A 25,511-nucleotide genomic window follows, 5' to 3' on the forward strand; every position below is an offset into this window, starting at 1 on the left:
GTCACGGACGCACCAAGGCCCACCGCTTGTGTGCACAAAGCAGGTGGAGCCTATCAAAAATGTGGTGATCGATCTATATGACCGAACATAATTTTTTAGATGGACTGAATGTAAAACTGATTAACGACGACGCTTTAGCGTTTATTAAAACCCTTCCAGATAGCTGCATAGACCTCATTGTTACAGATCCGCCATACTTCAAAGTAAAGCCTAATGGTTGGGATAATCAGTGGCGTGGTGATGAGGACTATTTAGCGTGGCTTGATTGCTGTTTGTCAGAGTTTTGGCGTGTATTGAAGCCAGCAGGGGGCTTGTACCTGTTCTCAGGGCATCGTCTTGCCTCAGACATTGAAATACTCATGCGGCAGCGCTTTAACGTGCTGAACCATATTGTGTGGGCTAAACCTTCGGGGCGTTGGAACGGCTGCAACAAAGAAAGCTTACGGTCTTATTTCCCTGCTACCGAGCGCGTATTGTTTGCGGAGCATTATCAAGGGCCGTATAAACCGAAGCAAGACGGGTATGCGCTGAAATGCACTGAGCTAAAACAAAACGTTTTAAAACCTTTAATTGATTACTTTAGCGATGCTAGAAAAGATTTAGGGGTATCAAGTAAAGAAATATATGCCGCTACGGGTAAGCACATGGCGTCACATTGGTTTAGCGCCAGCCAATGGCAGTTACCTAACGAGCAGGACTATTTAAAGCTTCAGGCGCTGTTTGAGCGTATAGCGAAAGAGAAACACAAGCGTAATGAATTAAACGATCCGCATCACAATCTCGTAGCTGAGTATAAAACGTTATCACGGCAATATTTGGAGCTATCGCAAGAGTTCAAAGCGCTACGCCGCCAATTTTTTGTTACTGCTTTAGTGCCTTATACGGACGTTTGGACATACAAGCCCGTCCAGTTTTACCCCGGCAAACACCCCTGCGAAAAACCTGCTGAAATGATGCGCGATATTATTGCGGCGAGTAGTCGACCGGGTGATGTTGTCGCAGACTTCTTTATGGGCTCGGGTTCAACTATTAAAGAATCAATAAAGTTAGGACGTCGAGCTTTAGGTGTTGAATTAGAAGAGGAACGTTTTAAGCAGACCCAATCCGAGATATCGGTAGTGAGGCGTAACTAATGCTGATATCTCATTTCAATGAGGCCACCTTTCGGTGGTTTTTTTATGTTTAGCGCTTAATCCAAACCAGACCAGATAAAAGCTTTCTTACTGAGATAGGTAAGGCTGGGCGCTATTCCACTAATAAAATGGAGTAAACCCAATGTTAGAGCCGACTACTGGCGTAGGAGCAGGGACACTTGCTGTCACAGGTGTAACGCTAGTAGGCCTGTTGTCTGGACTGGATGCTGGTGTTGTGATTGGTTCTTTTGCTGGTGCAGTGGTTTTTGTGTTGTCTGCATCTGAATTCCCTATCTGGAAGCGTTTAGTTTTTTTCGGTATTTCATTTGTTTTAGGCGTTCTGACGGCAGGCTTCGCAGCATCGATGATAAGTACGGTGACACCGGATTCAGTGTCAGTAGAAAAACCAATTGGAGCCTTGGTAGCTTCTGCATCTGTAGTACGAATCCTGATGTTTATTATCTCAAAGTCCAGCAATCCGACGCTGAACTTTAAAGGGGGTGACAAATGACACTCCAGATCGTTTTACTTCATATCAATGCTTTTGTATGTGGTGTTATTGCGTTACGGCTTATGTTGTTCAAAAGAGAAGGGGCGCAACATAAATGGGTTGGTGCTCTTGGCGCTTATATTCTTATTGTTGCTGCCGCTTCTGTTCCTATTCGGATTATTACAGGTACATACGTCTCAGCGGATATATCGGAAACTCTTATTAATATGATGTTCTGCGGTCTTGTATTAAGAGCCCGTGGTAATTTCATGCAACTATTCAGGAATCCTATTTTATGAACCTAGATCAGTTTCAAACGGCGGCTAATTTAAGCGCCGGATTAGCTGCGCGTTGGTTTCAGCCAATGACCACTGCAATGAATGAATTTGGAATTAATGAGCCTGTAGCACAAGCGATGTTTATTGCTCAGGTAGGACATGAATCTTCCGGTTTTACTAAGCTGGTGGAGTCATTCGATTATAGCGTTGAAGGTTTGAAAAAAACGTTTTCAAAACGTTTATCTCCTTATCAGGCTGAAATGTTAGGGCGTACTAAAAACCGCCCAGCGGATTACAAGGCGATTGCTAATCTGGTATATGCCAATCGCTACGGTAATAAATCGGCTGGTGATGGATGGAAATATCGCGGTCGTGGCCTTATTCAAGTGACGTTTCTCAATAACTACTTAAATTGCGGCAACGCGCTTGGGATTGACCTTGTGTCACAGCCAGAACTCTTAGAGCAAGATTTACATGCTGCGCGTTCGGCAGGATGGGTATGGCGTTCATATGGTTGCGGGCGTTCACCAAGCGACCTTGTGAAGGTAACACAGCTAATTAATGGCGGTATCAATGGGCTTGATGACCGCAATTTACGCTACAAAAAAGCGCGGGCCGCGTTATTGGTATGAATATCAATTTTAGCTGGCGAATTATGGCAATAGGGGGGCTGCTGGTGGCTTTGGTCGTTGCTGGGAAAATGGTGAGCCATTACCGCGATAAATACCACCAAGCACAGAAAGAACTTAACGCCACGGAGTCCATTACGAAGAACGTACTTTCCACAGTGGCAATATTCAACCAAATCTCCGAGGCCAACCAGAATGCAAAAGCTCAGGACGCACTGGAGTCACAGAGAGCCCAGACTGACATCAAAGCTGCTGTTGCGAATGATGATTGTGCTAATCGGCTTGTGCCTCTTGGCGCAGTTAAGCGGTTGCACGAAAGAGCGAATAGTCTACGTGCCAGCACCAGTAGTTCCACTGCCAGCGGATTTAACCGCTGATTGTCTATATCCTGAAATACCGAACCCATTAACGTGGGCTGGTTCTTTGCTTCTCAATGAGAGGCTATTAACTGCGCTAGGGGATTGCAATAAAGATAAAGCCTCTATCCGCAAAGCCGAAAAGGAAAAAAATGAAATCAGCTTTTAAATTTGGAATTAATCAGTTAGTTGAACTTCGTGTTAGTAATGAATTCGGTGAGGTCAAGGGACGCGCTGAATACTCCACGCATGAAAACAGTTACTTTGTGCACTATAAGGCAGCGGATGGGCGAGCAGTTAGTAAGTGGTTTGATGAGTCCGATCTGGAAGCTGTTAAAGATGATGCTCACCCCGGTTGTCCTGTCTATGCTGCTACGGAATTGCCAGACGGTGCAGTAGTGGAAGGTTAAACGCGTTATAGCAGGCATTCACTAAGTGCCTGTGATAATGCTTTAAGCTACAATCCCCTCATAAATAATTGGGGGGAAAATGGACGCTAACTACATCGTGTATGAAACTCTTGTAGCCAGCAGGGATGCGGCTGACTGGGCTTTTTGGACAATGCTTGCATCTTGGATGAGTGTATTAGCAACGATTATTACTTTATGTTTTGCCTATCGAGCATTATCCACATGGAGAGAGCAAGAGAAAATAAGAGTCAAATTAGATTTTAGAATTGCACTAAAGAAATTGAAGTCGGCTCTAATTTTTATGCCTTTAAGGATTGACCCAAAAGAGATTCAGCAGGAAAGAGAGCAGGTAATTGCAAAGTGGGTTTTTAAAGATGATGATGTATTGTTTGAGAAAATTGAAGCTGGAGAGAAAAATGTTAAAAGGTATGATGAACTCATAAGTCTATATGATAATTGTCAGTCTTCTTGGCTCGCTACAGAGCATTTATTTGACAATACAGAATTAGCTGAAATCTGGATATCATTTCAAAAAGACTTTGAAAAATACATTTCTGGAGATGCTAGCAGATCATCATCACTTGAATTACTTAAAATGATTACGGAAACTAGATTTGTATTTGAGCAAAAGTAACCGCCTACGGGCGGTTTTTTGTTGCAGGAAAAAGAGAATGGCTTATCAACGCTGTACCTATTGCGGCTCACGACTGCGCACTGTTGCCAATTGCCCAGAGACGTGGGGCGGCTCAACACGCCGCCATAACTTGCGGTGCGGGTTCTGTGGTGCTCAAGATCATACTTCAAAAGCTTGCCCTCATAATGCCAGCAGCGCCAACCGACGTGAATTGAACGACAATTTTCATCTCGATTAGCTAAATGGTAATCATTATCAAAAGGTACTCCCGGAAGGGGGCCTCCCCACGGGGGACTTGGCCACGCGGGATTCGGCACATTTTTGATTTTTCATGGGACACCACCTCCTGTTCTAACTCATTGAATTAAAATATAAAAAACCTATTTCATATGGGGAGATTTCGAATTAATGGGACAGGTGAGGTCAGCTTAACCCAATGAAAATAAACAATTTATAGCGATTTGAGCTGGGAAGTAGACCTGTCCCAAGGAGCATGATGTGTCAAATATCAGCAATATTGGCGACGTTTATCACTGGAGCATCGCCAAGATTGCTGAAGCATTTCGGCTTGATCGCAAGGTGGTAAAGAAGCGCCTTCTTGAAGCAAATATTCCGGTAGCTGGAAAAATGCGAGGAAATCCTGTCTACGCATTATCTGATGTTGGGCCAGCTTTGTTTGCCCCACAAGGGTGTAGTGACGGTGTTGAAGGATTTCAAGATCCAGAAAAAATGATGCCAAAGGAACGTAAGGATTGGTTCGACTCTGAAAAGGGGCGTATCTGGTTGGAGGAAAAGCAACGACTGCTTATACCAGAAAGTGAGGTTTTTGGGGTTTATGCGGCAACGGTAAAAACAACGGTTCAACTCTTAGAAACCTTGCCTGACAAATTGGAACGTGATGCCGGAATGCTCCCAAAGGCCGTCGAGGTTGTGCAGAAGGTTGTCGATGATTTCCGTGTTGAGCTTGCTGAAAGCACTTATCAAGCCTGTTTGTCGGCAATGAATGGGGAAGAGGAAAACCAGAGTGAAGAATAAATATGCATCAGCCATAAAGATTGGGTTGGATGTATCCGCACTATTTAGACCTCCCAGACGAATGAAAATATCAAAAGCGGTAGAGAAATTCATGCGCGTCCCTAAAGGCGCAGCAAACTCCGTGCCTTGGGAGCCTGATTTAACACCTTATTTGATAGAGCCAATGGATCTGCTTTCTTCGCGTGAATTTGATGCTGTGGTATTTGTTTCTCCAGCACGAACCGGAAAAACTCAAGCGCTCGTTGATGGCTGGATTGTCTACAGCATCACATGCGATCCGGGCGATATGTTGTTAGTGCAAATGACTCAAGAGAAAGCGGCAGAACATTCAAAAAAACGTCTTGCTCGAACATTCCGTGCTAGCCGTGAAGTGAAGAAGCGGCTAAGCCCACGACGAAATGATAATAACGTTCACGATAAAATGTTTCGTGATGGGTCATTTCTTAAGATTGGCTGGCCCTCGATCAGTATATTTTCATCATCGGACTATAAGCGTGTTGCGCTCACCGATTATGATCGTTTCCCCTCTGATGTTGATGGTGAGGGGGATGCGTTTTCACTGGCGTCTAAGCGTACAACTACATTTATGTCGGCAGGCATGACGCTGGTGGAGAGTTCTCCGGGGCGTGAAATTGTAGATACAAAATGGAAACGCTCGTCTCTTCATGAGGCACCACCCACCACGGGTATTTTATCGCTTTACAATCGAGGCGATCGGCGTCGCTGGTATTGGCCTTGCCCACAGTGTGGTGAGTATTTTCAGCCTAGCATGGAAAATATGACAGGCTACCGTGATAACTCCGATCATGAAGCCGCCAGCGAAGCAGCGAGGCTGCAGTGTCCTCATTGTTTGACTCTCATTGAGCCTAGCCAAAAGCGTGATCTGAATAATCTCGGGGTATGGCTAAAGGAAGGAATGCATATTGATAAAACTGGCAATATTACCGGAGAGGCTAGGCGCTCACGCATCGCATCATTTTGGTTTGAAGGTCCTGCTGCGGGCTATCAGACGTGGTACAAGCTGGTTTCTAACTTACTTGCAGCTGAAGAGGAGTATGAGCGTACAGGAAGTGAGGAAACGCTCAAAGCGGTGATCAATACTGACTGGGGGTTACCTTATCAGCCGCGCTTATCACTGGAAGGGCGTCGCGGCGATGTCTTGATGGAAAGAGCAGAGCATACCAATAAATGCAATGTACCTCTTGGTGTTCGTTTTATGGTTGCCACGGTGGATGTGCAGGGTGGAAAGAATCGACGCTTTGTGGTGCAGATAATGGGATATGGCAGTCACGGGGAGCGATGGATAATTGACCGCTACAACATTCGTCGCTCCCTGCGCACAAATGGGGATGGTGAAAGTTTCCCTATCGATCCAGCATCATACCTTGAGGATTGGCAACTGCTGCGCACCGATGTCCTAGACAAAGTTTACCCATTAGAAGGAAGTGACAATCAGGTAATGCCAATACTGGCGATGGCGGTCGATAGCGGTGGGGAAGATGGCGTCACCGATAACGCCTATGCCTTTTGGCGGCAATGCCGCAAAGATGGGGTAGGAAATCGTGTTTATCTGTTTAAAGGTGACGGTTTAGCTAAAGGGAAACTGATAAATAAAACCTACCCCGATAATACCGAGCGTTCTGAGCGCCGTGCCCGTGCTCGTGGTGATGTTCCTCTCTATTTATTACAAACAAATGCGTTGAAAGACCGGATCGCCTCTGCTCTTGGGCGTCAAGATGCGGGGCCGAACTATGTGCATTTTCCTGATTGGTTGGGTGAATGGTTCTATGAAGAGTTGACTTACGAAGAGCGTGGCACCGATGGCAAATGGCGCAAACCCGGTAAAGGAGCAAACGAAGCGTTGGATTTGATGTGTTATGCCCACGCATTAGTGATATTGCGCGGCTATGAACGCATCAATTGGGATAAGCCGCCAGCATGGGCCAGATTACCGGATGAAGACGACGTTCAGACTGTAGGCATACAGAAAGAGCCTAAAGCACCAGTTACTCCCCGAGAGGGAAGCGAGGATACGATGAAAGTAGAGGAAAGGCACAAGCCTACGCCTTGGGGTGGGCAATCTGGCGGGGGGTGGCTATGACGCGAGAAGAGCTACTGACGTTACAACAAGCCTATATCGAGGCTGAATTAGCTGTATTGAAAGGGAAATCAATATCGCTGAACGGGCAGACCATGACGATGGAGAATTTATCGGATATCCGCAAAGGTCGGCAGGACATTGACGAGCGATTATCTGCGCTGGACAGGCCACGGCGTCTGTTCTCGCTTGCGAGGTTCACATGAATCTGATTGAAAAAGCGATTAGCGTCGTGATGCCAGTGTGGGGCGAATCTCGTGCGCGGGCGCGTTATAAAATTATGGCATATGAGGCCGCCACGCCAACACGAACACACAAGACCAAACGTGAAAACCGTAATGCCAACCAGTTGACTCAGTTTGGCGGAAAATCACTACGTGAGCAGGCGCGATGGCTAGACAATAATCACGATTTAGTGGTCGGGGCGTTAGATAAGCTTGAAGAGCGCATTATTGGTGCAAAAGGGATCATCGTTGAACCCCAGCCACTCACGATAGCAGGACAGCTTGATAGTGTTTTTGCTGAAAAAATACGCAGCGCATGGGCGGCATGGTCGGTAAGCCCCGATATTACCGGACAATATACACGCCCCGTACTTGAACGTTTGATGTTACGAACGTGGTTGCGCGATGGAGAGGTTTTTTCTCAAACCATTGAGGGTAAGGCCGCAGGGATCACACCGACTTCGGGAGTCCCGTTTTGGGTGGAAGCCTTAGAGCCTGATTTTGTGCCGATGGATACCGATGACAGTAAAAACCTTGTCCAAGGCATCACCTTTGATGGGTGGCGTCGGCCTAAAGCCTATGCGGTCTATAAAAGCTTTCCGGGGTTAGGGACGCTTACTGGAGAAACAAAAGATGTTTCCGCCGAAAATATGCTGCATCTGAAATTTACTAGGCGTCTCAATCAGGTGCGCGGGGTGTCTCTACTGGCCCCAGTCATTATTCGGTTGTCTGACTTGAAAGACTATGAAGACAGTGAGCGAGTACAAGCTAGGATCTCTGCTGCATTTGGTATGTACATCAAGCGTGGCGACGCGACGACCTACGATGAAACCAAGTTTGATGAAGATAAGGAGCGTGTCTTAGATATTCAGCCCGGAACGGTCTTTGATGGACTGAGGCCGGGTGAAGATGTGGGCATGATTAAATCAGAGCGTCCCAATACCAACCTTGAAAGCTTCCGCATGGGGCAGCTTCGCGCTGTAGCGGCAGGATTGCGCAGCAGCTATTCCTCAGTCGCGCGTAATTACGATGGCACTTATAGCGCACAGAGACAAGAGCTGGTGGAGGCGCAGGAAGGGTACGCCATTATGCAGGATGCTTTTATTGCGGCTATTACTCGCCCTCTGTATCGGCGCTGGCTAGCGGCTGCTATTGCAGCCAACGTGATTGATGTTCCTCCTGATATTGATAAAAACACGCTTTTTAACGCGGTATATTCCGGTCCCGTTATGCCGTGGATTGACCCGCTTAAAGAGGCCAATGCGTGGAAAGTGCTGATCCGTGGTGGTGCTGCAACCGAGAGTGATTGGGTTCGGGCTCGGAGTGGTGCGCCTGCGGAAGTGAAGCGACGCCGAAAGGCGGAAATAGATGAAAACCGCAAACAGGGCTTGGTGTTTGATACCGATCCCGCCAACGACAAAGGAGTACCTCAATATGGGGAAGAAAAGCCTGACGATAAACCCGATGGGGGCAACCGTACCCGTCAGCGCGGGGGATGGTAGCTGGTATAGCATTAAAGCAAGTGCCAATAGTACCGCTGATATCAGCATTTACGACGAGATTGGTGGCTGGGGGATTAGTGCTCGCCAGTTTGCTGAAGAACTCACCGCACTAGGCAATGTCACCAGTATTAATCTGCATATTCACTCTCCAGGTGGTAGCGTTTTTGATGGTATCGCCATCTATAACCTCCTTAAAAATCACACCGCCTCTAAAACGGTTTATATCGATGGCCTTGCTGCATCGATGGCGTCCGTTATCGCAATGGTCGGTAATCCGGTAATCATGCCTGAAAACGCGATGATGATGATCCACCGACCGTGGGGGATTGCGGGCGGCGATGCGGAAGATATGCGCGATTACGCGGCATTACTGGAAAAATTAGAAACAGTAATGATCCCTGCGTATGCAGAAAAAACAGGAAAAACACCGGAGGAAATAGCCGCCATGCTTGCTGCTGAAACGTGGATGAGCGGCAGTGAATGTGTCGAGATGGGATTTGCAGACAAAGTGTTATCACCTGTGAAGGCGATGGCACAAATACAATCAAAACGTTTAGAGGAATTTAACCATATGCCTAATAGCATCAAGAATATGATCACCGCACCGCGTGGTAACGCGATTAATCAACCTGCAGCGCCAGCTCTGCCTGTTGCACAAACGCCTGTTCAATCAGTTGTGACACAGCCAGTGCCTGTCGCTATTGATGAGAATGCTATTCGCGCTCAAGAACGTGAGGCGCAGAAAAAGCGTGTTAGCGATATTCAAAATCTGTTTGCTATGTTTGGCAATCGTCATGGTGATGTGATGAACGCCTGTATCGTCGATGTTGAGTGCTCGGTTGATATCGCAAAAGATAAGCTGCTGGAAGCGCTGGGGAAAAATTCTACGCCAAGCAACACGCATGGCGGCACACAAAACACTCATAACCCGATGCTCTCTCACATCTATGCAGGTAACGGTAACTTTGCGGGTGATGGTATCCGCGCCTCACTGATGGCGCGAGCAGGATACGAAGAGTCCCAGCGTGATAATCCGTACAATGCCATGACATTGCGTGAAATGGCGCGTATGTCATTAACCGAACGTGGTGTGGGCGTTGCCTCCTATAACCCAATGCAGATGGTTGGCATGGCATTCACCCACAGCACCTCGGACTTTGGCAATATTCTGCTGGATGTTGCCAATAAATCCATTTTGCAAGGATGGGAAGAAGCACCTGAAACCTTTGAGGAATGGACTAAAAAGGGGCAGTTATCAGACTTCAAAACCGCGCATCGTGTTGGCTTGGGTGGTTTCCAGTCATTGCGTCAGGTTCGTGAGGGGGCGGAGTATAAATATGTCACTCTCAATGACAAACAGGCCACGATTGCGCTAGCCACTTACGGCGAGCTGTTTAGCATTACCCGTCAGGCTATTATCAATGATGATTTGAGCATGCTCACTGACGTGCCGATGAAGTTAGGCAAAGCGGCGAAGGCGACCATTGCCGACTTGGTATATGCCATCCTGATCGACAACAACAAAATGAGCACGGATGGTATTGCGCTGTTTGATAAGGCCAAACACGGTAACGTACTCGACAACAGTGTGGTGATGGATGTGGCGACACTTGATAAGGCCCGACAGATGATGCGCCAGCAAAAAGAAGGTGATCGCCACTTGAATATTCGTCCTGCATTCGTGCTGGTTCCAACCGCATTGGAAGCGACCACCAACCAAGTAATCAAGTCAGTTAGTGTCAAGGGTGCGGATATTAACGCGGGTATTATGAACCCCGTGAAAGACTTCGCCACCGTCATTGCCGAGCCGCGCTTGGATGATAAGAGTGCTACAACCTTCTATCTGGCAGCAGCTAAAGGCACAGATACCATCGAAGTGGCGTACTTAAACGGTGTTGATACGCCATACATCGACCAGCAGGAGGGCTTTAAATCGGACGGTGTAACCACCAAGGTTCGCATCGATGCGGGTGTTTCCCCTATTGACTATCGTGGCTTGGTGAAATGCGCAGGCTAACCTCTCTTTAGTTCACATTCCCAACCTACGGCCCTATCGGGCTTTTTTTATACCTAAAATCTGGCTCGTTGGAGCCAGCGGAGCATCATTGTGGCTAAAAATTACGTTCAAGCGGGTGACACCATCGAGATTAAGGCAACTGCCGAGGTAAAGAGCGGCGATCTGGTGGCAGTGGGCGACATCTTCACCGTTGCTATTACCGATATTGCCACCGGAGCCATCGGAGACGGATTCGCAGGCGGTGTATTCACTCTGCCAAAACTTGCCAGTGACAAGATGGCAGCAGGTAAAAAAGTCTATCTCAAAGATGGAAAGGTGCAGTTGGATGCTACCGGAAACCTGCCACTTGTCGGAGTGACATGGGCAGATGCGGCAGCAAATACCGAATTTGTTGCGGTTAAAATCAATGGCTAGTCCATTTGATCGGTTGTCCTCGCGCATGGATGCGCTCACTGCGTCACGTTTTGGCAAAACTATAGAAATTAATGGCAATCCATGCACGGTGGTGGAGTTTCATTATCTTGCTGAGATGGGGGAGTTAAGTGGTGATGCCATTAGGCTTGTTGTGTTTACGTCAAGTTACCGACCTCGGCGTAATGATCAGGTCGTTATGGATGGTAAGGATTATGTGGTAGCTACCATTCAGTGGTTTAACGGAAAACCCCAAATTACGTTGGAGTAAGCCATGAGTGTGAAGGGATTGAAAGAGGCCGTTGCCGCTCTTGAACGTATCAGCAGATTTGCCGTACCACAGGCAAAAAGCCAAGCGGTCAATCGAGTAGCAAAGCGTGTTGTCAGTCGTTCATTACGTGTGGCAGCGAAAGACATTGTGGCGGGGGACAACGAACGCAAAGGGATACCGTTACGAACTATTAGGCGTAGAGCGCGGCTAAGGCAGGCTAGTTTAGCGAAGCCTCGCGCTCATATTTTTGTCAACCGCCAACCCCTACCGGCTATTAATCTGATGAGCCAATCCCCATCGATGCCAATGAGAGGAAAACGAGGTAAGGCGCTTAAAATTGGCCCTTATAGATTTAAAGCAGGCTTTATCGCACAGGCACCCAACGGATATTGGCAGGTTTTCGAACGTGTGGGGCAGGCGAGGAATCCGATCCGCGTCATTAAGATTGATGTTGCTCAAGTGTTGAGTGAAACATTCGTCGCTCAAACCACCGAGCAGATGAAAAGCGAAATGCCAAAGGAATTGGGGTATGCCTTAAATAATCAGCTGAGAGGGCTGCAAGTACGATGAATCGACACAGTGAAATACGTAAAGCCATCATTAACCGAATCAAAGAGGGGGCCAATATCGATGCAACCTACTTTGACGGGCGTCCCGTTTTTATTGAGGCGGCGGATTTACCTGCTGTAGCGGTTTATCTCACCGATGCGCAGTATACGGCAGAAGACCTTGATGGCGATTCGTGGGAGGCCACGCTCCATGTTGAGGTCTTTCTAAAAGCCAATCAGCCAGATAGTGCGCTGGACGAATGGATGGAGAATCAAATATATCCCGCGTTACAGAGCGTCCCTGAACTTGATGCATTGATTAATACAATGACTCAGCAGGGTTACGATTATCAACGTGACAACGATATGGTGACGTGGGGATCAGCCGATCTCACCTACGGCATCACTTATAAAATGTGAGGCAAACTATTATGGCAGCACCAAACCCATTAAAGCCCGTGAAGGGCGCAAAAACGACGCTTTGGCTGTATGCAGGGAATGGCGACCCTTTTGCCAATCCGCTCGTTGATATCGACTGGTCGCGAATGGCGAATATCAAAGACCTGCAGCCGGGAGAATTGAGCGCAGACGCCGAAGATAACAATTATCTTGATGATGAAAACGCCGACTGGAAGAGTACCGCTCAGGGGCAAAAATCAGCTGGCGATACCACAGTGACGCTCGCGTGGAAACCGGGAGAGGATGTACAGAAAAAACTTTTAACGTTATTTGATAGCGGTGAAGTTTGTACCTACAAAATTAAGTACCCAAATGGCACGGTCGACCTTTTTAATGGTTGGATTAGCTCTCTAGGGAAAACGGTACAAGCAAAAGAAGAGATCACACGATCAGTAAAAATCACTGGCGTAGGCCGTCCTCGTTTAGCGGAAGAAGATACCGTTCCACCCGTGAGTGTTTCGGGAATTACGGCAAGTCCCGCCTCGGCTAATGTTGCTGTTGGTGCAACGACTAAGGTGACGTTTACGGTAAAACCTGACGATGCCACGGATAAAACATTGCGGGTTGCCTCTTCGGATAAGGCTATTGCAACTGTCACGCTGGTGGATAACGTTGCGACAATCAAAGGGATTAAAGCGGGTGCTGTAAAGGTCATCGGTATGACCAGCGATGGCGATTTTGTTGCCAGCTCAGATATTACCGTCCAGTAATTCCAACACACCAATTTTGCGCCTCGGAAACGGGGCTTTTTTATGGGTAAAAATCATGTTTTTGAAAAAAGAAGTCTTTAATTATAACGGTGAAGAGGTCGAGCTTTCTGAGTTATCAGCGCTACAGCGTATTGATTATTTGTCATTTGTTACGCAGAAAACGGAGGCCTTTGATAGCGAATTTAAGGATGCAGAAACTCAGGAATATGCAGGCGCTTTTATGCGTCTCAATATTGAGATTAATGCATGGTTAGTTTCTCGATCTTTGTTTCATCTAGATCAGTCGAAAGATGAAAACACGCTTTATCAACAGGTGTTAAGTGGATGGTCTTATGCTGCTATCAGTTTTGGTTCTGATAAGGTGCTGGAACTTAGTGGGATGAATATTCCACTCGGTAATAATGCTGAATCTGAAACCTCAGAAGAACAAACAGAAGCATTATCGCCGGAAAAGCCTTAGCCTCCGAAATTCTGTTTGCCCAACGTCTCGCTCATGAATTTAAACGTCCTGATTGGCGTCGAATGCTCTCAGAAATGAGTGCATCAGAGCTGTCCGATTGGGGGCGGTTCTTTACGAAAAATAGCATGAGTGATGCGTTGATGGATGCACACTTTGCAACGCTTAAATCCTTAATGGTGTCGCTGGTAACAGGTGAAAAAGTTCCGGTGGAGGATTTCAGCTTTATAGATGACTCGGAACCCTTGCGAGAGAAAAGCGGCGAGGAGTTGATTGAAGCGGGTAGCGGAATATGTGGGGGGGTGAGATTTGGGCCAGAAAGTAGCTGATATCGTTATTGGCATGGACGTTGATACTGCCACCTTCAATCAAAAACTCTCAGGCGTGAGTAATGGCCTGAGCGAGGTGGTGAAGAAGGGAGAGAGTGATGCAGACCGAATGCGTCGCTTGGTACAAGAGGGGATCGCCCGCGCACAGGGTGTTGAAAGTGCTAGTGCTTCCTCTGTGACGCAGCAAAAAGCGCTCGCTGATTCACTCAATACCAGAATGGCGGCGGCAAGTGCACTTGTCTCTCAGGCGCATCAACAAGTTGAACAATACAGTAAACGACTTAAAGAGGAGGCGGTACAAACTCGCGCCGTTGGCGTTGCTCAGGATAAGGCCGCGCAATCATTTTTTCGTCAAATTGAAGGGGTGAAAGAGTTTGATACGGGGCTGCAAAAGCTCAATAACATTCAGGTTCAACTTCGCCAGTCCCGAGACGCGGGTAATATTTCTCAGGGGGATTATTTAACACTGTTGACGACTACTCGCGCTAGAGTCAATGAGTTAACGCAGGCGGAGAACAAATCACAAGCAGCAAAGACGCAATTTCTCCAGCGCTTAAAAGCACAGGTTACACAGCAGAAACTTTCCAATACAGAAATGCTGCGATACAAAGCGACTCAGCTTGGTGTATCAGATGCGGCGGATATCTATATTCGTAAGATGGAGGGGGCGACGAAAAGCACTCAGGCGTTCGGATTAAAGAGTGCAGCGGCCAGACGTGAGCTTGGGGTGTTATTTGGCGAGCTAGCGCGAGGGAACCTCGGTGCATTGCGGGGATCGAGTATCACGCTGGCAAACCGTGCGGGGTGGATTGAGCAACTTATGTCCCTGCGAGGTCTAGCCATTGGTGGTGTTATTGGTGGAATTACTGCCGCGATTTATGGAGTAGGTAAGGCGTGGTATGAAGGCTCGCAAGAGGCTGTTGAGTTCAATAAGCAGCTCATTCTAACGGGTAGCTATGCGGGAAAAACGGCAGGGCAGCTTCAGGAACTTGCCAAATCTCTATCGGGGAACGGTATAACTGAACATGACGCAGCTGGTGCATTAGCCGCCGTTATTGGTTCAGGCGCATTTAAATCTAATCAAATTGAATCGGTCACAAAAGCAGCCCTTGCGATGCAGAAAGCAACGGGGCAGGCCGTTAGTGAGACAATAAAAAATTTCCAACGGTTATATCAAGATCCAACGCAAGGCTCCATTGAGCTTAATAAGCAGCTTCACTATCTCACATCATCACAATATGAATATATTTCTTCCCTAGAGCGCCGTGGTTATAAAGAGGCGGCAGGTGAGGCAGCATCAAAAGCTTATAGCGAGGCAATGGCTAAGCGTTCTGATGGAGTTGTAGAGAATTTGGGCTCTATCGAGAAAGCCATAAAGGCGGCTATCGGGTGGTGGGGTAAGTTTTGGGATGCCGCATTAGATATTGGAAGAGCCAGAGCCTTAGAAGTTGTGATTTCTGAACAGAAAGCACTATTAAAAGACATAGAGCAAAATAGCGGTGGAGGGTTGTGGGGGCGCTTTAAAAATAATGCCTCACTTGTCGATAAGGATGGGCTGGTAGCAAAAATTAAGGTCAATGAGCAAGCTTTACAGTTGCAAAATGACATGACCGTAGCGGTAGATGAGGCTCGTAAAGCTGACGAAAAGCGCACTACATCACTTGTTTACCAAAATGACATTCTGTCTAAAAATATGTCATGGCAACAAAAGCGCTCAGCAGCGCTTACCGAGCTGTGGCAGAAAGTTCGTCTTGCTCCGAAAGACTGGAGCCAAGAACAGCGAACACGTGCTGTCGCACAGGTGAACGCTGACAATAAACCGCCAGCTAAACCCAAGCAGCCAAAAGCCTATCAGGATGATGAGGCGACAAGGTTACTTTTGCAGTATCGCCAGAAGCAAGCCCAGCTCCAAGGACAGATTGACGCATCAAAGCTCAGTGTTAATGAGAAATTAACGGAGTCAGAAAAACAATATCTGGCCTTGGAAGAGCGAATTAGCCTGATGAAGGGCAAAACACTTACCTCGTCTGATAAAAGTATTTTGGCTCATCGACAGGAGCTAGAGTTAGCGCTTAAAGCAAATATTGAGAAAGAAAAAGAGTTTAATCGACAAAGCGCCATCAATGAACTTAAGAAAAAAAGTGTCCAACTGTCACGGGAATATGCGGAGGAAGAGTTAAACACTAAGAAAAAACAAGCGTTAACACTGGATACAATAGGGATGGGGGACAAACTCAGGACGCGCTATGAGGAAGAGTTTACTATCAAGCAGTACTATCATGAAAAAATGGCACAGCTTGATCGAGATAGTGCTGCTAAGGGAACGAAGGGTTCACCTGAGTATGACGAGGCGATAAAGATTAATCAGGAGAATCTTGATAGAGCATTGGCTAGTAAGAGAGGGTTCGATGCACAGTTAGATGCCGCGCAAGGTGATTGGATGAACGGTATTATCCGTGCATATCAGAATATTGCTGCAAATGCTGGCGATGCTGCTGGGACTGCGGAACAGGCGTTTATGTCGTCATTCAATAGTATGAGTAATGGTCTGGCGACATTCGTTACTACTGGAAAGCTGAACTTTAAATCTTTTACTGCCTCCCTCCTCTCCGATCTGGCTAAAATCATGGCGCAAATGGCAATGATGCAGGCGGTTAAGGGGATCGGCAGTGCCTTTGGGTTTGGTGGGGAAAAAAATGCGTTAGGGGGTGTTTACACTTCTTCAAGTCTTAGCGCTTACAGCGGGCAGGTTGTTGATCGCCCGACATACTTTGCCTTTGCAAAAGGTGCAGGAGTGATGGGAGAGGCAGGTCCAGAGGCCATTTTACCCCTTAAGCGTGGTAGTGATGGCAAGTTGGGCGTAGTTGCTGCTGGTGGACAGGGATTAGCTATGTTTGCGCCCCAATATAACGTCAATATTCAAAATGACGGAAGCAATGGGCAGGTCGGTCCAGAGGCGCTAAAAGCTGTTTATGCAGTAGGAAAAAAGGCAGCGGCGGACTTCTTTCAGCAGCAGCGTCGAGATGGCGGGCAAATGAGCGGGGCGCGTTGATATGGAAACTTTCCGTTGGAAAATAGATCCTGACATGGGCGTTGAGTCTGAACCTCTAGTTAGTGTTGCAAAGTTCGGTGATGGATATGAACAGCGAAGACCAGCCGGATTGAATAACAACTTGGAGAAATACAGTGTAACGATCCGAGTTAAGAGAAGTGAAGTGAGGTATTTACGCGATTTTCTTAATCGGCATGCTGGGGTTAAATCATTTATATGGACACCGCCTTACAGCTACCAGCCTATAAAGGTAGTTTGTCGTAAGTGGTCATCGAAAGTTGGTATGCTGAACGTGACATTCACAACGACATTTGAGCAAGTTATTTTGTGATTTGATAATGGTCACTTTTTGATTGATATCCCAATAACTAAATTGCAGGCTTTGTTACGATATAGTCAAAATCGTACCGATGGAGCAATAGATATGAGGTTTATAGGATTTTTGCTGTTGATAGTAGGCGCAATATTGATAATTTATGCTTTAAACATGAATGTCAGCGTTTTGACGTCATACGGAGATAGGGTTAACAATATTGGGTTAATGTCTGCAAGGCAAAATAGCACAATTGTTGGCGGCATAGTTATTGTGTGTGGTTTACTTATGGTTCTCTTGAGTAAAGGGAAACAAACAGCAACAGATAACGAAGCAAAGTGCCCATTCTGTGCGGAATTAATCAATAAAGACGCTATCAAGTGTAAGCATTGCGGAAGTGATGTTAGCGATGCGATGAATAAATTGAAAGATATGTCATTTAAAATATCTGACTTTGATTATATGCGTGTTTTTAGAAAGGTGGGTGCGGGATTTATAATTAGCGATCCTGATGTTAGAGAGTTAGTTGAAAAGATAAGGAAATCAGCAAAATCGTCACATCCAATGAATGTATATGATGAATTCAAAGATGATATCGATGGCATGAAAAATTTATTACCAAGTGATATTCGTGATGAGTTTATCAATCGGGTTAAGTATTTTTTAAATAAATGACCTGATATTAAGTTTTAATTTCATTAAGGCCTCGCTATGCGAGGTTTTTTTATTGGTGAATGTTATGCAAGATATCCCGCAAGAAACATTGAACGAAACCACCAAGGCGGAGCAATCAGCTCGCATAGACCTATGGGAGTTTGACTTAACGACTATCGGTGGGCAGCGCTATTTTTTTAGTAATGAAGCCAATGAAAAAGGTGAGGCTGTGACGTGGCAAGGCAGACAGTATGAACCCTACCCAATTAAAGCCAATGATTTTGAAATGAATGGGAAAGGGGTGTCGTCACGTCCAACGCTTGGTGTATCTAACTTATTTGGCTTGGTCACTGGAATGGCAGAGGATTTAAATAGCTTGGTTGGCGCTATTGTTGTTCGTCACACGGTATACGCTAAGTTTCTTGATGCAGTTAATTTTTTGAATGGAAATCAAGAAGCCAGCCCAGAACAAGAGTCTATAAGCCGTTATCTCATTGAACAGCTATCGGAATTAACGCCTACCACGGCAACATTTGTATTGGCTTCCCCTACTGAAACTGATGGGGCTGTTTTCCCCGGACGCATTATGCTTGCCGATATGTGTACGTGGACCTATCGCTCTGAGGAGTGTGGTTATGTAGGGCCTGCTGTGGCAGATGAGTTTGACAAGCCAACGTCAGATCCAGCTAAAGACCGATGTAGTAGATGTCCAACGGGATGTAAGCTACGTAATAACATTGAGAATATTGGCTGTTTTTTGTCGATTAATAAACTCTCCTCCTAGGCATTCTTATGATAAATGATGATATTTTGACACATGCCTTGCAATGTGCGCCTGCAGAGTCGTGCGGCTATGTTGTACGAACGCCGAAAGGAATGCAGTATCTCGCCTTCGAAAATCGCTCTATTGAACCTACGCAATATTTCAGGATGCGCCCAGAAGATTATATTCAGGCGCAATCTATCGGTGAAGTGGTGGCATTAGTGCATAGCCATCCTGACGGTGATCCCTTTTTAAGCGAAGCTGACCGCCGATTACAGGTGCAAAGTAATTTACCTTGGTGGTTAGTACATCAAGGGAAAATACATAAATTTCGCTGCGCTCCTCATTTGCTGGGGCGTGTCTTTAAGCACGGTGAATCTGATTGTTATGCATTATTTCGTGACGCCTATCATCTGGCAGGGATAGATATGCCTAACTTTAATCGGCGTGATGATTGGTGGGAGCAAGGCGAAAACCTTTATCTCGATAATCTAACCAAAACAGGCTTCTATCAAGTTTCATTAGAAGAGGCGCAGGCGGGGGATGTCGTGATTTGCTGTTACGGATCATCGGTGGCAAACCATGCTGCAATTTTTTGTGATGATGGTGAATTGTTGCATCACATTCCTGAACAGTTGAGCAAGCGTGAGAGGTACACAGACAAATGGCAACGGCGCACACACTCGGTATGGCGACACAAGGATTGGCAAGGATCTGCCTATATGGGGATTTACAACGATTTGGTAAGCACTTCGACCTCTTCATAAAAACAGGGGCAGAGGGTATTCATGCACTTTCTGTACAGATACCGGGTTTTAAACAGAAATTGGTTGATGGGTGGTATCAAATCAGAATTTCTGGAAAAGATTTATCGCCAGATGATGTCACTCAGCGACTACATGAGCCTCTAAATAATGGGGCCATAATCCATATTGTTCCTCGCATGGCGGGAGCATCAAAGGGTGGGATTTTTCAAGTTGTTCTCGGTGCTGTGGCTATTGGCGCTGCATTCTTCACAGGAGGGGCGTCAATGGCTTTGTGGAGCACGTTTGCGACAGGATTGTTTACGTTTGGTGCCAGTATGGTTTTGGGGGGCGTCGCTCAAATGTTATCTCCACAACCGAAATCACCCTCTACGCGCCAAACCGACAATGGTAAACAAAACACGTATTTTTCCTCGCTGGATAATATGGTTGCTCAAGGTAATCCATTGCCTGTTCTCTACGGAGAAATGCAGGTGGGCTCATGCGTTATCTCTCAAGAGATGAGTACGCGTGATGAGGGTGACGGTGGGCAGGTTGTCGTCATTGGTCGATAGCAAAAAATAAGAAAATATTATTTAACAGCAACCGCCGATAGGCGGTTTTGTTTTTTATGAGGTGAAGAATGGGTAAGGGTGGAGGAGGTGGGCGCACACCGCGCGAGGCACCTGATAATCTTAAGTCAACGCAGTTACTCAGCGTGATTGATGCAATTAGCGAAGGGCCAATTGAAGGACCCGTTAATGGTTTACAAAGTATTCTGATTAATAACACTCCCATCGTAGATGGAAACGGTAACGCCAATGTTAAAGGTGTTGAAGTCGTATACCGTGTGGGTGAGCAGCCACAATCGCCGTTAGATGGATTTGAAGCGTCAGGGGCAGAGACAGTCCTCGGGGTAGAGGTTAAGCACGATAATCCTATTACTCGCACAATAGTGTCAGAAAATATAGACCGCTTACGCTGTACTTTTGGTGTTCAATCTTTGGTAGAGACGACAAGTAAAGGGGATCGAAATCCTTCTGCTGTGGGGCTGAAAATTGAAATCCAGAGAGGCGGGGTGTGGGGTGTTGAGAAAGATATCACCATTAAAGGGAAAACAACCACGCAGTTTTTAGCATCAGTTGTGATCAACAATCTCCCTCCGCGTCCCTTCAACATTCGCATGATACGAACTACGCCTGATAGCAATAGCGACCAGTTGCAGAATAAAACCATGTGGTCCAGCTACACCGAAATTATAGATATTCAGCAATGTTATCCAAATACGGCTGTTATTGGATTGCAAGTCGATGCGGAGCAATTTGGTAGCCAGCAGGTAACGCGTAATTATCATCTACGTGGGCGAATTGTTCAGGTTCCTTCTAATTATGATCCAAAGACTCGGACCTATACAGGCATATGGAACGGTAATTTTAAGCCTGCATATACTGATAATCCGGCATGGTGTGTCCTCGATTTATTGACCCATCCACGCTATGGATTAGGACAGCGTATTGGTATCGCTAATGTGGATAAATGGTCACTCTATGCGATTGCACAATACTGTGATCAGCTTGTCCCTGATGGTTTTGGTGGTACTGAACCACGCATGGCGTGTAGCGCTTATTTAACGAGTCAGCGCAAAGCCTATGATGTCTTAAGCGACTTTTGTTCGGTGATGCGTTGCATGCCAGTATGGAATGGAAACTCCATGACATTTGTTCAGGATAGGCCATCTGACAAAGTCTGGACCTATACAAACAGTAATGTGATTAAAGGGGAGTTTAAGTACGGATTTAGTGCGCTAAAAGACCGCCATAATGCTGTAGAGGTTCGATATACCGATCCAAAAAATGGATGGAAAGTATCGACTGAATTGGTAGAGGACCATGCAGCAATCGAACGATATGGGCGTAATTTACTGAAAATGGATGCCTTTGGGTGCACCAGTCGCGGGCAAGCACACCGCATGGGATTATGGGCTATTAAGACTGAAATATTAGAGACGCAGACGGTTGACTTTTCGCTTGGCGCGGAAGGATTAAGGCACACTCCAGGGGATGTTTTTGAGATTTGTGATAATGACTATGCAGCTGCTCAAATCGGTGGGCGCATATTGTCTATCGATAGGGCAACAAGAACATTAACGTTAGACCGAGATATTGAACTGCCATCTGAGGGCAAGGCTACCCTGAGCATTATAGGTTTGGATGGAACCCCACAAAGTATCGACATTCAATTACAACCTGCCCCAAACAAGGTCATTGCTGAAATGCTTCCCGAAGGGATTAAAGCTTACAGTGTTTGGGGGCTAAAACTGCCAAACCTGCGTCGGCGGTTATTTCGTTGTGTCTTAATTCGTGAAGGTGAGGATGGCGCTTACTCGGTGACGGGAGTTCAGCATGTTCCAGAAAAAGAGGCCATTGTTGATAATGGCGCATCTTTTGACCAACAACCCGGTACAGGGATTAGTGTTATTCCTCCAGAAGTGCAGCACTTAATCGTCGATGTTCAGTCAGACAATGAACAGTTTCAGGCAAAGGCCCGATGGGATACTCCGCGTGTCGTCAAGGGGGTGAAGTTTATTGTCAGGCTCACGACTGGCACGGGAACGGAAAGCGATCCGGTTAGACTGGTGAAATCGGTAACGATAACGGACACGGTTTACTCTTTTAGTTCGCTAGTACTTGGAAGCTATACGCTCACGGTATGCGCTGTTAACGGCTTTGGGCAGCAGGGCGATCCTACGTCGGTAAAATTCGATATCTCAGCGCCAGAAGCCCCAGTATTTATTGATATCACACCGGGTTATTTCCAAATCACCGTGACGCCACGTCAAAGTGTTTATCATGCAGATACTCAATATGAATTTTGGTTTTCAGAGAAAAAAATTGAACGTCAGAATGAAGTTGAATCTCGAGCTAAATATCTTGGCACTGCGACCTATTGGAATAAAGGGAATTTGCAAAAGCTAGGCACCGATTATTTCTTTTATGTTCGTAGCATAAATACTGTCGGAAAATCCACGTTCGTTGAAGCAATTGGTCAGGTCAATAGTGATGCAGAGGGTGTGCTCGATATTTTGAAAGACCAGATCACATCTGAACAAATGACGCAGGACTTCCTGAAAGGCATCGATAACAATCTGGTTAAAGATGAGTTTGAAAAGGCGCTGACGGATAGCGAGGCCAAAGTTGACCAGAAGCTTGAGGTGCTTGAGTCTGCGGTAGATGAGTCCACCGCACAGCTGCAAGAGCTCAAGCAAACCGTCGCCAAGGAAGATAAGGCTCTATCGCAGCGTATTGACAACGTCAACGTGAAAGTCGGTGAAAATGAATCAGCAGTCCAGACGATTAGCAAAGCGCAGGCCGATCTTAAGGGGGATGTTTCTGCGATGTGGTCTATGCAGGTACAAACTACCTCAGATGGCAAAAAGGCTATAGCGGGGATACAGGCGACAGCGGAGGGGGGATTTGGTCAGGTTCTCATTCTGGCTGATCGCTTTGCCGTCTTAAATCCTTCTACGGGTAGTGTTGAGTTGCCGCTTGTAATCCAGAACGGTCAGGTTGTTATCGCAGAAGCCTTTATGAAATCGCTGAATATTAACGGGCGATTTATCGTGAAATCGGACGGGACGTTAACAGTGTATTCCCCGTTACCGGGAGGGGGCCGATCCGTGTTTGATTCGAACGGCATTGGTATATATGACCCAAATGGCGTCAGGCGTTTTGCAGCGGGGTATAAGCCTTAATGGGGAGCTATGGTGTTTTTGCTTATAACGAAAAAGGGATAGAGACGAGCGCAATAGATGGGCGCTCTTTTTTTCTCGATAGCATTATGATCACTGGCGCAAATAGAAACGGGAGCAAAAGCTATCCTAGCGTCAATTTGAATGTATATAGCTTAACGTATGCCGTATCGGGATCGGGTGGCTCTGCGGGGGCCTATATTCATCCCAAAATAAGTGGAAATACTATTTCATGGACAAGCATTGCTTCCGATGCCTCCACATCGGGTTATATCTTTGTTTGCTTAGTGGAGAAATAGGCCATGCCATTTTACATAGAGTTGAAAAATGATAAGGGTAGGACAATATACGATACCACTTTGCGCAATTTTTCACTGATTTCTCGACAACGTGTCATTGTGCCTCCGGCAGGGCAAGGCCCATTAATCATTAATGTTCCAAACCCACAAACTACGATCCCTTTTGTACGCATAGAGGGAGGGTATGAAGCGAATGTGGCTTTGGTCGCTTCTGTTTTTGGCTCACAGATGGGGCTTTTTATTGCGCCGCCGCCGTCAGGTGCTGCCGTCAGTAAGCCCGCGATTATCTATATGATGGGGGTTGGGACTACCGGAGTATCGCCAGAGTACGGTGCTGTCATTCGAAACGAGGCTGGCGCTATTGTGTGGTCATCGCTGGATAACCCCCTATTTATTCGAACTGTTGCCATTACAGGCGCTCATGCGACGCCGAATGCCAGCATTATTGCTGGCCGTTCGATAGCGGTTTGTCCATCAGTCACCGGGATGGTAAAGCGTAACGGAGGTAATGCGTTTAGCGTGTTTACGGGGTTTTCAGATGGTTTACGTGCGCAAGCTTTTGGAAACTTTGGGGGCTCCGGTGCATGGTCTTGGAATACTTCGCTTATGCCTAAACTCGATTATCAGGTTTATATCGAAACGGCTTACATGGATTAAATCTTAATAACCCGCATTAGGCGGGTTTTGTTTTTTATGGGGGCGGTATGCCAACAGTTATCTCAGGTATTTTAAAAGACGGAATGGGGAAGCCTATCCCAAATTGTACTATTGAATTAAAAGCATTACGCACGAGCACTACGGTTATTACCAAGACTATTGCAAGCCAGCAGCCTGAAAAGAATGGTAGCTATAGTATGAATGTGGAGTTGGGAAAGTACGGCGTTACGCTGTGCGTTGAAGGTTTTCCCCCAAACTATGTGGGTGAGATTTACGTTCACAGTGGATCGGTTCCCGGAACGTTGAATTACTATCTAGGGCTTCCCACCGAAGGGGACTTACCACCTGCAGCTATCCAGCAGTTTGAAGCAATGGTGGAGCTCGTCTCACAGCAATCCGCACAGGTAGGAAAAGACAAAGCAGCTGCAGCAAAAAGCGCAGCCGATGCACTGGCAAGTCAAACAGCAGCAAAGTTGTCTGAAACCAGTGCTGACAGCAGTGCAAAGGCGTCAAAGTTGTCTGAATCCAATGCAGGCAAGAGCCAAAAGGACACCGAGCAAAGTGCGAAACAGGCACTGGCCTCGCAAGAAGCCGCGCAATTATCCGAAACCGCAGCGAGTAGCAGCCAAGCGTCCGCAGCTAAGAGCGCATCAGAAGCCCTCGCCAGTCAAACGGCTGCCAAGACCTCAGAGACAAATGCAAAGCAAAGCGCTGACGCCGCTGATGCGAGCGCTAAAGCCGCAAAGTTGTCTGAAACCAACGCCAAGACATCAGAAACTAGCGCAGGAAAAAGTGCTGGAGCCGCGTTAGCTAGTGAGAAAGCCGCTAAAACCTCAGAGACCAATACGGCAAAAGGGATTGAGGCCGCTGCTGCAAGCGCGCAGGCCGCAAAGTTGTCTGAGAACAACGCCGATGTTAGCAAAAAGGCTGCACAGACAAGTGCGGCAGAGGCTTTAGCATCTCAAGGTGCTGCGAAAACATCAGAAACTAACGCAGGCAATAGCGCAAAGGCCGCGTCTGGCTCTGCTGATAAAGCTAAAACTGAAGCTGACCGCGCAACTGTGGCAACGGATGGCAAACAGGATGAAAATGCCTTACTCACGGCGATTGCGGCACTCAATACCGCCGCTGACCAGATTATAACTCTGACGGGAAAGAATTCAGTTGCGACCGCTGTACTAACAAAGTTTGCCAAAGAGATGTTGGCTAAAACTGATGCTGATGGTGTTCGCGAATACCTCGGTTTAAAAGAAGCGTTAAAAATCGGTGATTATGGTCTCGGACGTGGAAG

The 25,511-nt window shown here is 46.7% G+C and carries 28 protein-coding genes; all 28 read left to right on the forward strand.

Features of this window, described 5'->3' with window-relative positions:
• Positions 1–77: 77 nt before the first annotated feature.
• Complete coding sequence (locus RSC70_RS07345) at positions 78–1,133, forward strand: DNA-methyltransferase (protein WP_332542119.1); 1,056 nt, start codon at positions 78–80, stop codon at positions 1,131–1,133.
• Positions 1,134–1,275: 142 nt separating this feature from the next.
• Entirely contained in the window at positions 1,276–1,644 is a 369-nt protein-coding gene (locus RSC70_RS07350) for a phage holin family protein (protein ID WP_193065819.1), read from the forward strand.
• Entirely contained in the window at positions 1,641–1,922 is a 282-nt protein-coding gene (locus RSC70_RS07355; protein ID WP_193065818.1) for a phage holin family protein, read from the forward strand. Before RSC70_RS07350 ends, RSC70_RS07355 begins: the two co-directional genes overlap by 4 nt.
• Positions 1,919–2,533, forward strand: a complete 615-nt coding sequence (locus RSC70_RS07360; RefSeq protein ID WP_332542120.1) for a glycoside hydrolase family 19 protein — start codon at positions 1,919–1,921, stop codon at positions 2,531–2,533. Before RSC70_RS07355 ends, RSC70_RS07360 begins: the two co-directional genes overlap by 4 nt.
• Before the next feature lie 192 nt (positions 2,534–2,725).
• The gene (lysC, locus tag RSC70_RS21025) at positions 2,726–3,055 is read left to right on the forward strand and encodes an Rz1-like lysis system protein LysC (RefSeq protein ID WP_442904260.1); all 330 of its coding nucleotides are present in this window, start codon (positions 2,726–2,728) and stop codon (positions 3,053–3,055) included.
• On the forward strand, positions 3,039–3,296 hold the full coding sequence (locus tag RSC70_RS07370; RefSeq protein WP_332542121.1) for a hypothetical protein: 258 nt from the start codon (positions 3,039–3,041) through the stop codon (positions 3,294–3,296). The genes lysC and RSC70_RS07370 overlap by 17 nt, the downstream gene beginning before the upstream one ends.
• Before the next feature lie 79 nt (positions 3,297–3,375).
• Positions 3,376–3,930, forward strand: a complete 555-nt coding sequence (locus tag RSC70_RS07375; RefSeq protein ID WP_332542122.1) for a hypothetical protein — start codon at positions 3,376–3,378, stop codon at positions 3,928–3,930.
• 498 nt (positions 3,931–4,428) lie between these two features.
• Complete coding sequence (locus RSC70_RS07380; protein WP_332542123.1) at positions 4,429–4,965, forward strand: DUF1441 family protein; 537 nt, start codon at positions 4,429–4,431, stop codon at positions 4,963–4,965.
• On the forward strand, positions 4,934–7,066 hold the full coding sequence (locus RSC70_RS07385; RefSeq protein ID WP_332542124.1) for a phage terminase large subunit family protein: 2,133 nt from the start codon (positions 4,934–4,936) through the stop codon (positions 7,064–7,066). The genes RSC70_RS07380 and RSC70_RS07385 overlap by 32 nt, the downstream gene beginning before the upstream one ends.
• Positions 7,063–7,269 (forward strand): primosomal replication protein PriB/PriC domain protein, encoded by a 207-nt coding sequence (locus RSC70_RS07390; protein ID WP_279204328.1) that lies wholly within the window; start codon positions 7,063–7,065, stop codon positions 7,267–7,269. The genes RSC70_RS07385 and RSC70_RS07390 overlap by 4 nt, the downstream gene beginning before the upstream one ends.
• The gene (locus RSC70_RS07395; RefSeq protein WP_332542125.1) at positions 7,266–8,789 is read left to right on the forward strand and encodes a phage portal protein; all 1,524 of its coding nucleotides are present in this window, start codon (positions 7,266–7,268) and stop codon (positions 8,787–8,789) included. The genes RSC70_RS07390 and RSC70_RS07395 overlap by 4 nt, the downstream gene beginning before the upstream one ends.
• Positions 8,752–10,806 (forward strand): ClpP-like prohead protease/major capsid protein fusion protein, encoded by a 2,055-nt coding sequence (locus tag RSC70_RS07400; RefSeq protein ID WP_332542138.1) that lies wholly within the window; start codon positions 8,752–8,754, stop codon positions 10,804–10,806. Before RSC70_RS07395 ends, RSC70_RS07400 begins: the two co-directional genes overlap by 38 nt.
• A gap of 90 nt (positions 10,807–10,896) precedes the next feature.
• A complete protein-coding gene (locus RSC70_RS07405) occupies positions 10,897–11,220 on the forward strand; it encodes a DUF2190 family protein (RefSeq protein ID WP_193065814.1) in 324 nt (107 codons plus the stop codon).
• On the forward strand, positions 11,213–11,488 hold the full coding sequence (locus RSC70_RS07410) for a DNA breaking-rejoining protein (RefSeq protein WP_332542126.1): 276 nt from the start codon (positions 11,213–11,215) through the stop codon (positions 11,486–11,488). Before RSC70_RS07405 ends, RSC70_RS07410 begins: the two co-directional genes overlap by 8 nt.
• A 3-nt stretch (positions 11,489–11,491) precedes the next feature.
• Positions 11,492–12,058 carry a phage tail protein gene (locus RSC70_RS07415; protein ID WP_046358686.1) on the forward strand — a complete coding sequence of 189 codons (567 nt, stop codon included), beginning with the start codon at positions 11,492–11,494 and terminating at the stop codon, positions 12,056–12,058.
• A complete protein-coding gene (locus RSC70_RS07420; RefSeq protein ID WP_332542127.1) occupies positions 12,055–12,456 on the forward strand; it encodes a phage minor tail U family protein in 402 nt (133 codons plus the stop codon). Before RSC70_RS07415 ends, RSC70_RS07420 begins: the two co-directional genes overlap by 4 nt.
• Positions 12,457–12,467: 11 nt before the next feature.
• Positions 12,468–13,205: a phage tail tube protein gene (locus RSC70_RS07425; protein ID WP_046358684.1), complete on the forward strand. Its 738-nt coding sequence runs from the start codon at positions 12,468–12,470 to the stop codon at positions 13,203–13,205.
• Positions 13,165–13,665 (forward strand): phage tail assembly chaperone G, encoded by a 501-nt coding sequence (gene gpG, locus RSC70_RS07430; RefSeq protein WP_442904262.1) that lies wholly within the window; start codon positions 13,165–13,167, stop codon positions 13,663–13,665. The genes RSC70_RS07425 and gpG overlap by 41 nt, the downstream gene beginning before the upstream one ends.
• 62 nt (positions 13,666–13,727) lie before the next feature.
• Positions 13,728–13,991 carry a phage tail assembly protein T gene (locus RSC70_RS07435; RefSeq protein WP_046358682.1) on the forward strand — a complete coding sequence of 88 codons (264 nt, stop codon included), beginning with the start codon at positions 13,728–13,730 and terminating at the stop codon, positions 13,989–13,991.
• Positions 13,972–17,043: a phage tail tape measure protein gene (locus RSC70_RS07440; RefSeq protein WP_332542128.1), complete on the forward strand. Its 3,072-nt coding sequence runs from the start codon at positions 13,972–13,974 to the stop codon at positions 17,041–17,043. The genes RSC70_RS07435 and RSC70_RS07440 overlap by 20 nt, the downstream gene beginning before the upstream one ends.
• A 1-nt stretch (position 17,044) precedes the next feature.
• Complete coding sequence (locus tag RSC70_RS07445; protein ID WP_332542129.1) at positions 17,045–17,374, forward strand: phage tail protein; 330 nt, start codon at positions 17,045–17,047, stop codon at positions 17,372–17,374.
• Between the two features lie 18 nt (positions 17,375–17,392).
• Positions 17,393–18,031 (forward strand): zinc ribbon domain-containing protein, encoded by a 639-nt coding sequence (locus RSC70_RS07450; RefSeq protein ID WP_332542130.1) that lies wholly within the window; start codon positions 17,393–17,395, stop codon positions 18,029–18,031.
• A 64-nt stretch (positions 18,032–18,095) separates the two neighbouring features.
• Positions 18,096–18,794 carry a phage minor tail protein L gene (locus RSC70_RS07455; RefSeq protein WP_332542131.1) on the forward strand — a complete coding sequence of 233 codons (699 nt, stop codon included), beginning with the start codon at positions 18,096–18,098 and terminating at the stop codon, positions 18,792–18,794.
• 8 nt (positions 18,795–18,802) lie between these two features.
• On the forward strand, positions 18,803–19,540 hold the full coding sequence (locus tag RSC70_RS07460) for a C40 family peptidase (protein ID WP_332542132.1): 738 nt from the start codon (positions 18,803–18,805) through the stop codon (positions 19,538–19,540).
• Entirely contained in the window at positions 19,438–20,091 is a 654-nt protein-coding gene (locus RSC70_RS07465; RefSeq protein WP_332542133.1) for a tail assembly protein, read from the forward strand. Before RSC70_RS07460 ends, RSC70_RS07465 begins: the two co-directional genes overlap by 103 nt.
• A 68-nt stretch (positions 20,092–20,159) precedes the next feature.
• Complete coding sequence (locus RSC70_RS07470; protein ID WP_332542134.1) at positions 20,160–23,267, forward strand: host specificity protein J; 3,108 nt, start codon at positions 20,160–20,162, stop codon at positions 23,265–23,267.
• A 356-nt stretch (positions 23,268–23,623) separates the two neighbouring features.
• Positions 23,624–24,220: a hypothetical protein gene (locus tag RSC70_RS07475; protein ID WP_332542135.1), complete on the forward strand. Its 597-nt coding sequence runs from the start codon at positions 23,624–23,626 to the stop codon at positions 24,218–24,220.
• A 47-nt stretch (positions 24,221–24,267) separates the two neighbouring features.
• The coding region (locus RSC70_RS07480; protein WP_332542136.1) for a prophage tail fiber N-terminal domain-containing protein at positions 24,268–25,511 on the forward strand (1,244 nt) is incomplete at its 3' end.

The sequence above is a fragment of the Hafnia sp. genome (assembly GCF_036648275.1).
In the GTDB taxonomy this organism is placed as follows: Bacteria; Pseudomonadota; Gammaproteobacteria; order Enterobacterales; family Enterobacteriaceae; genus Hafnia; species Hafnia alvei.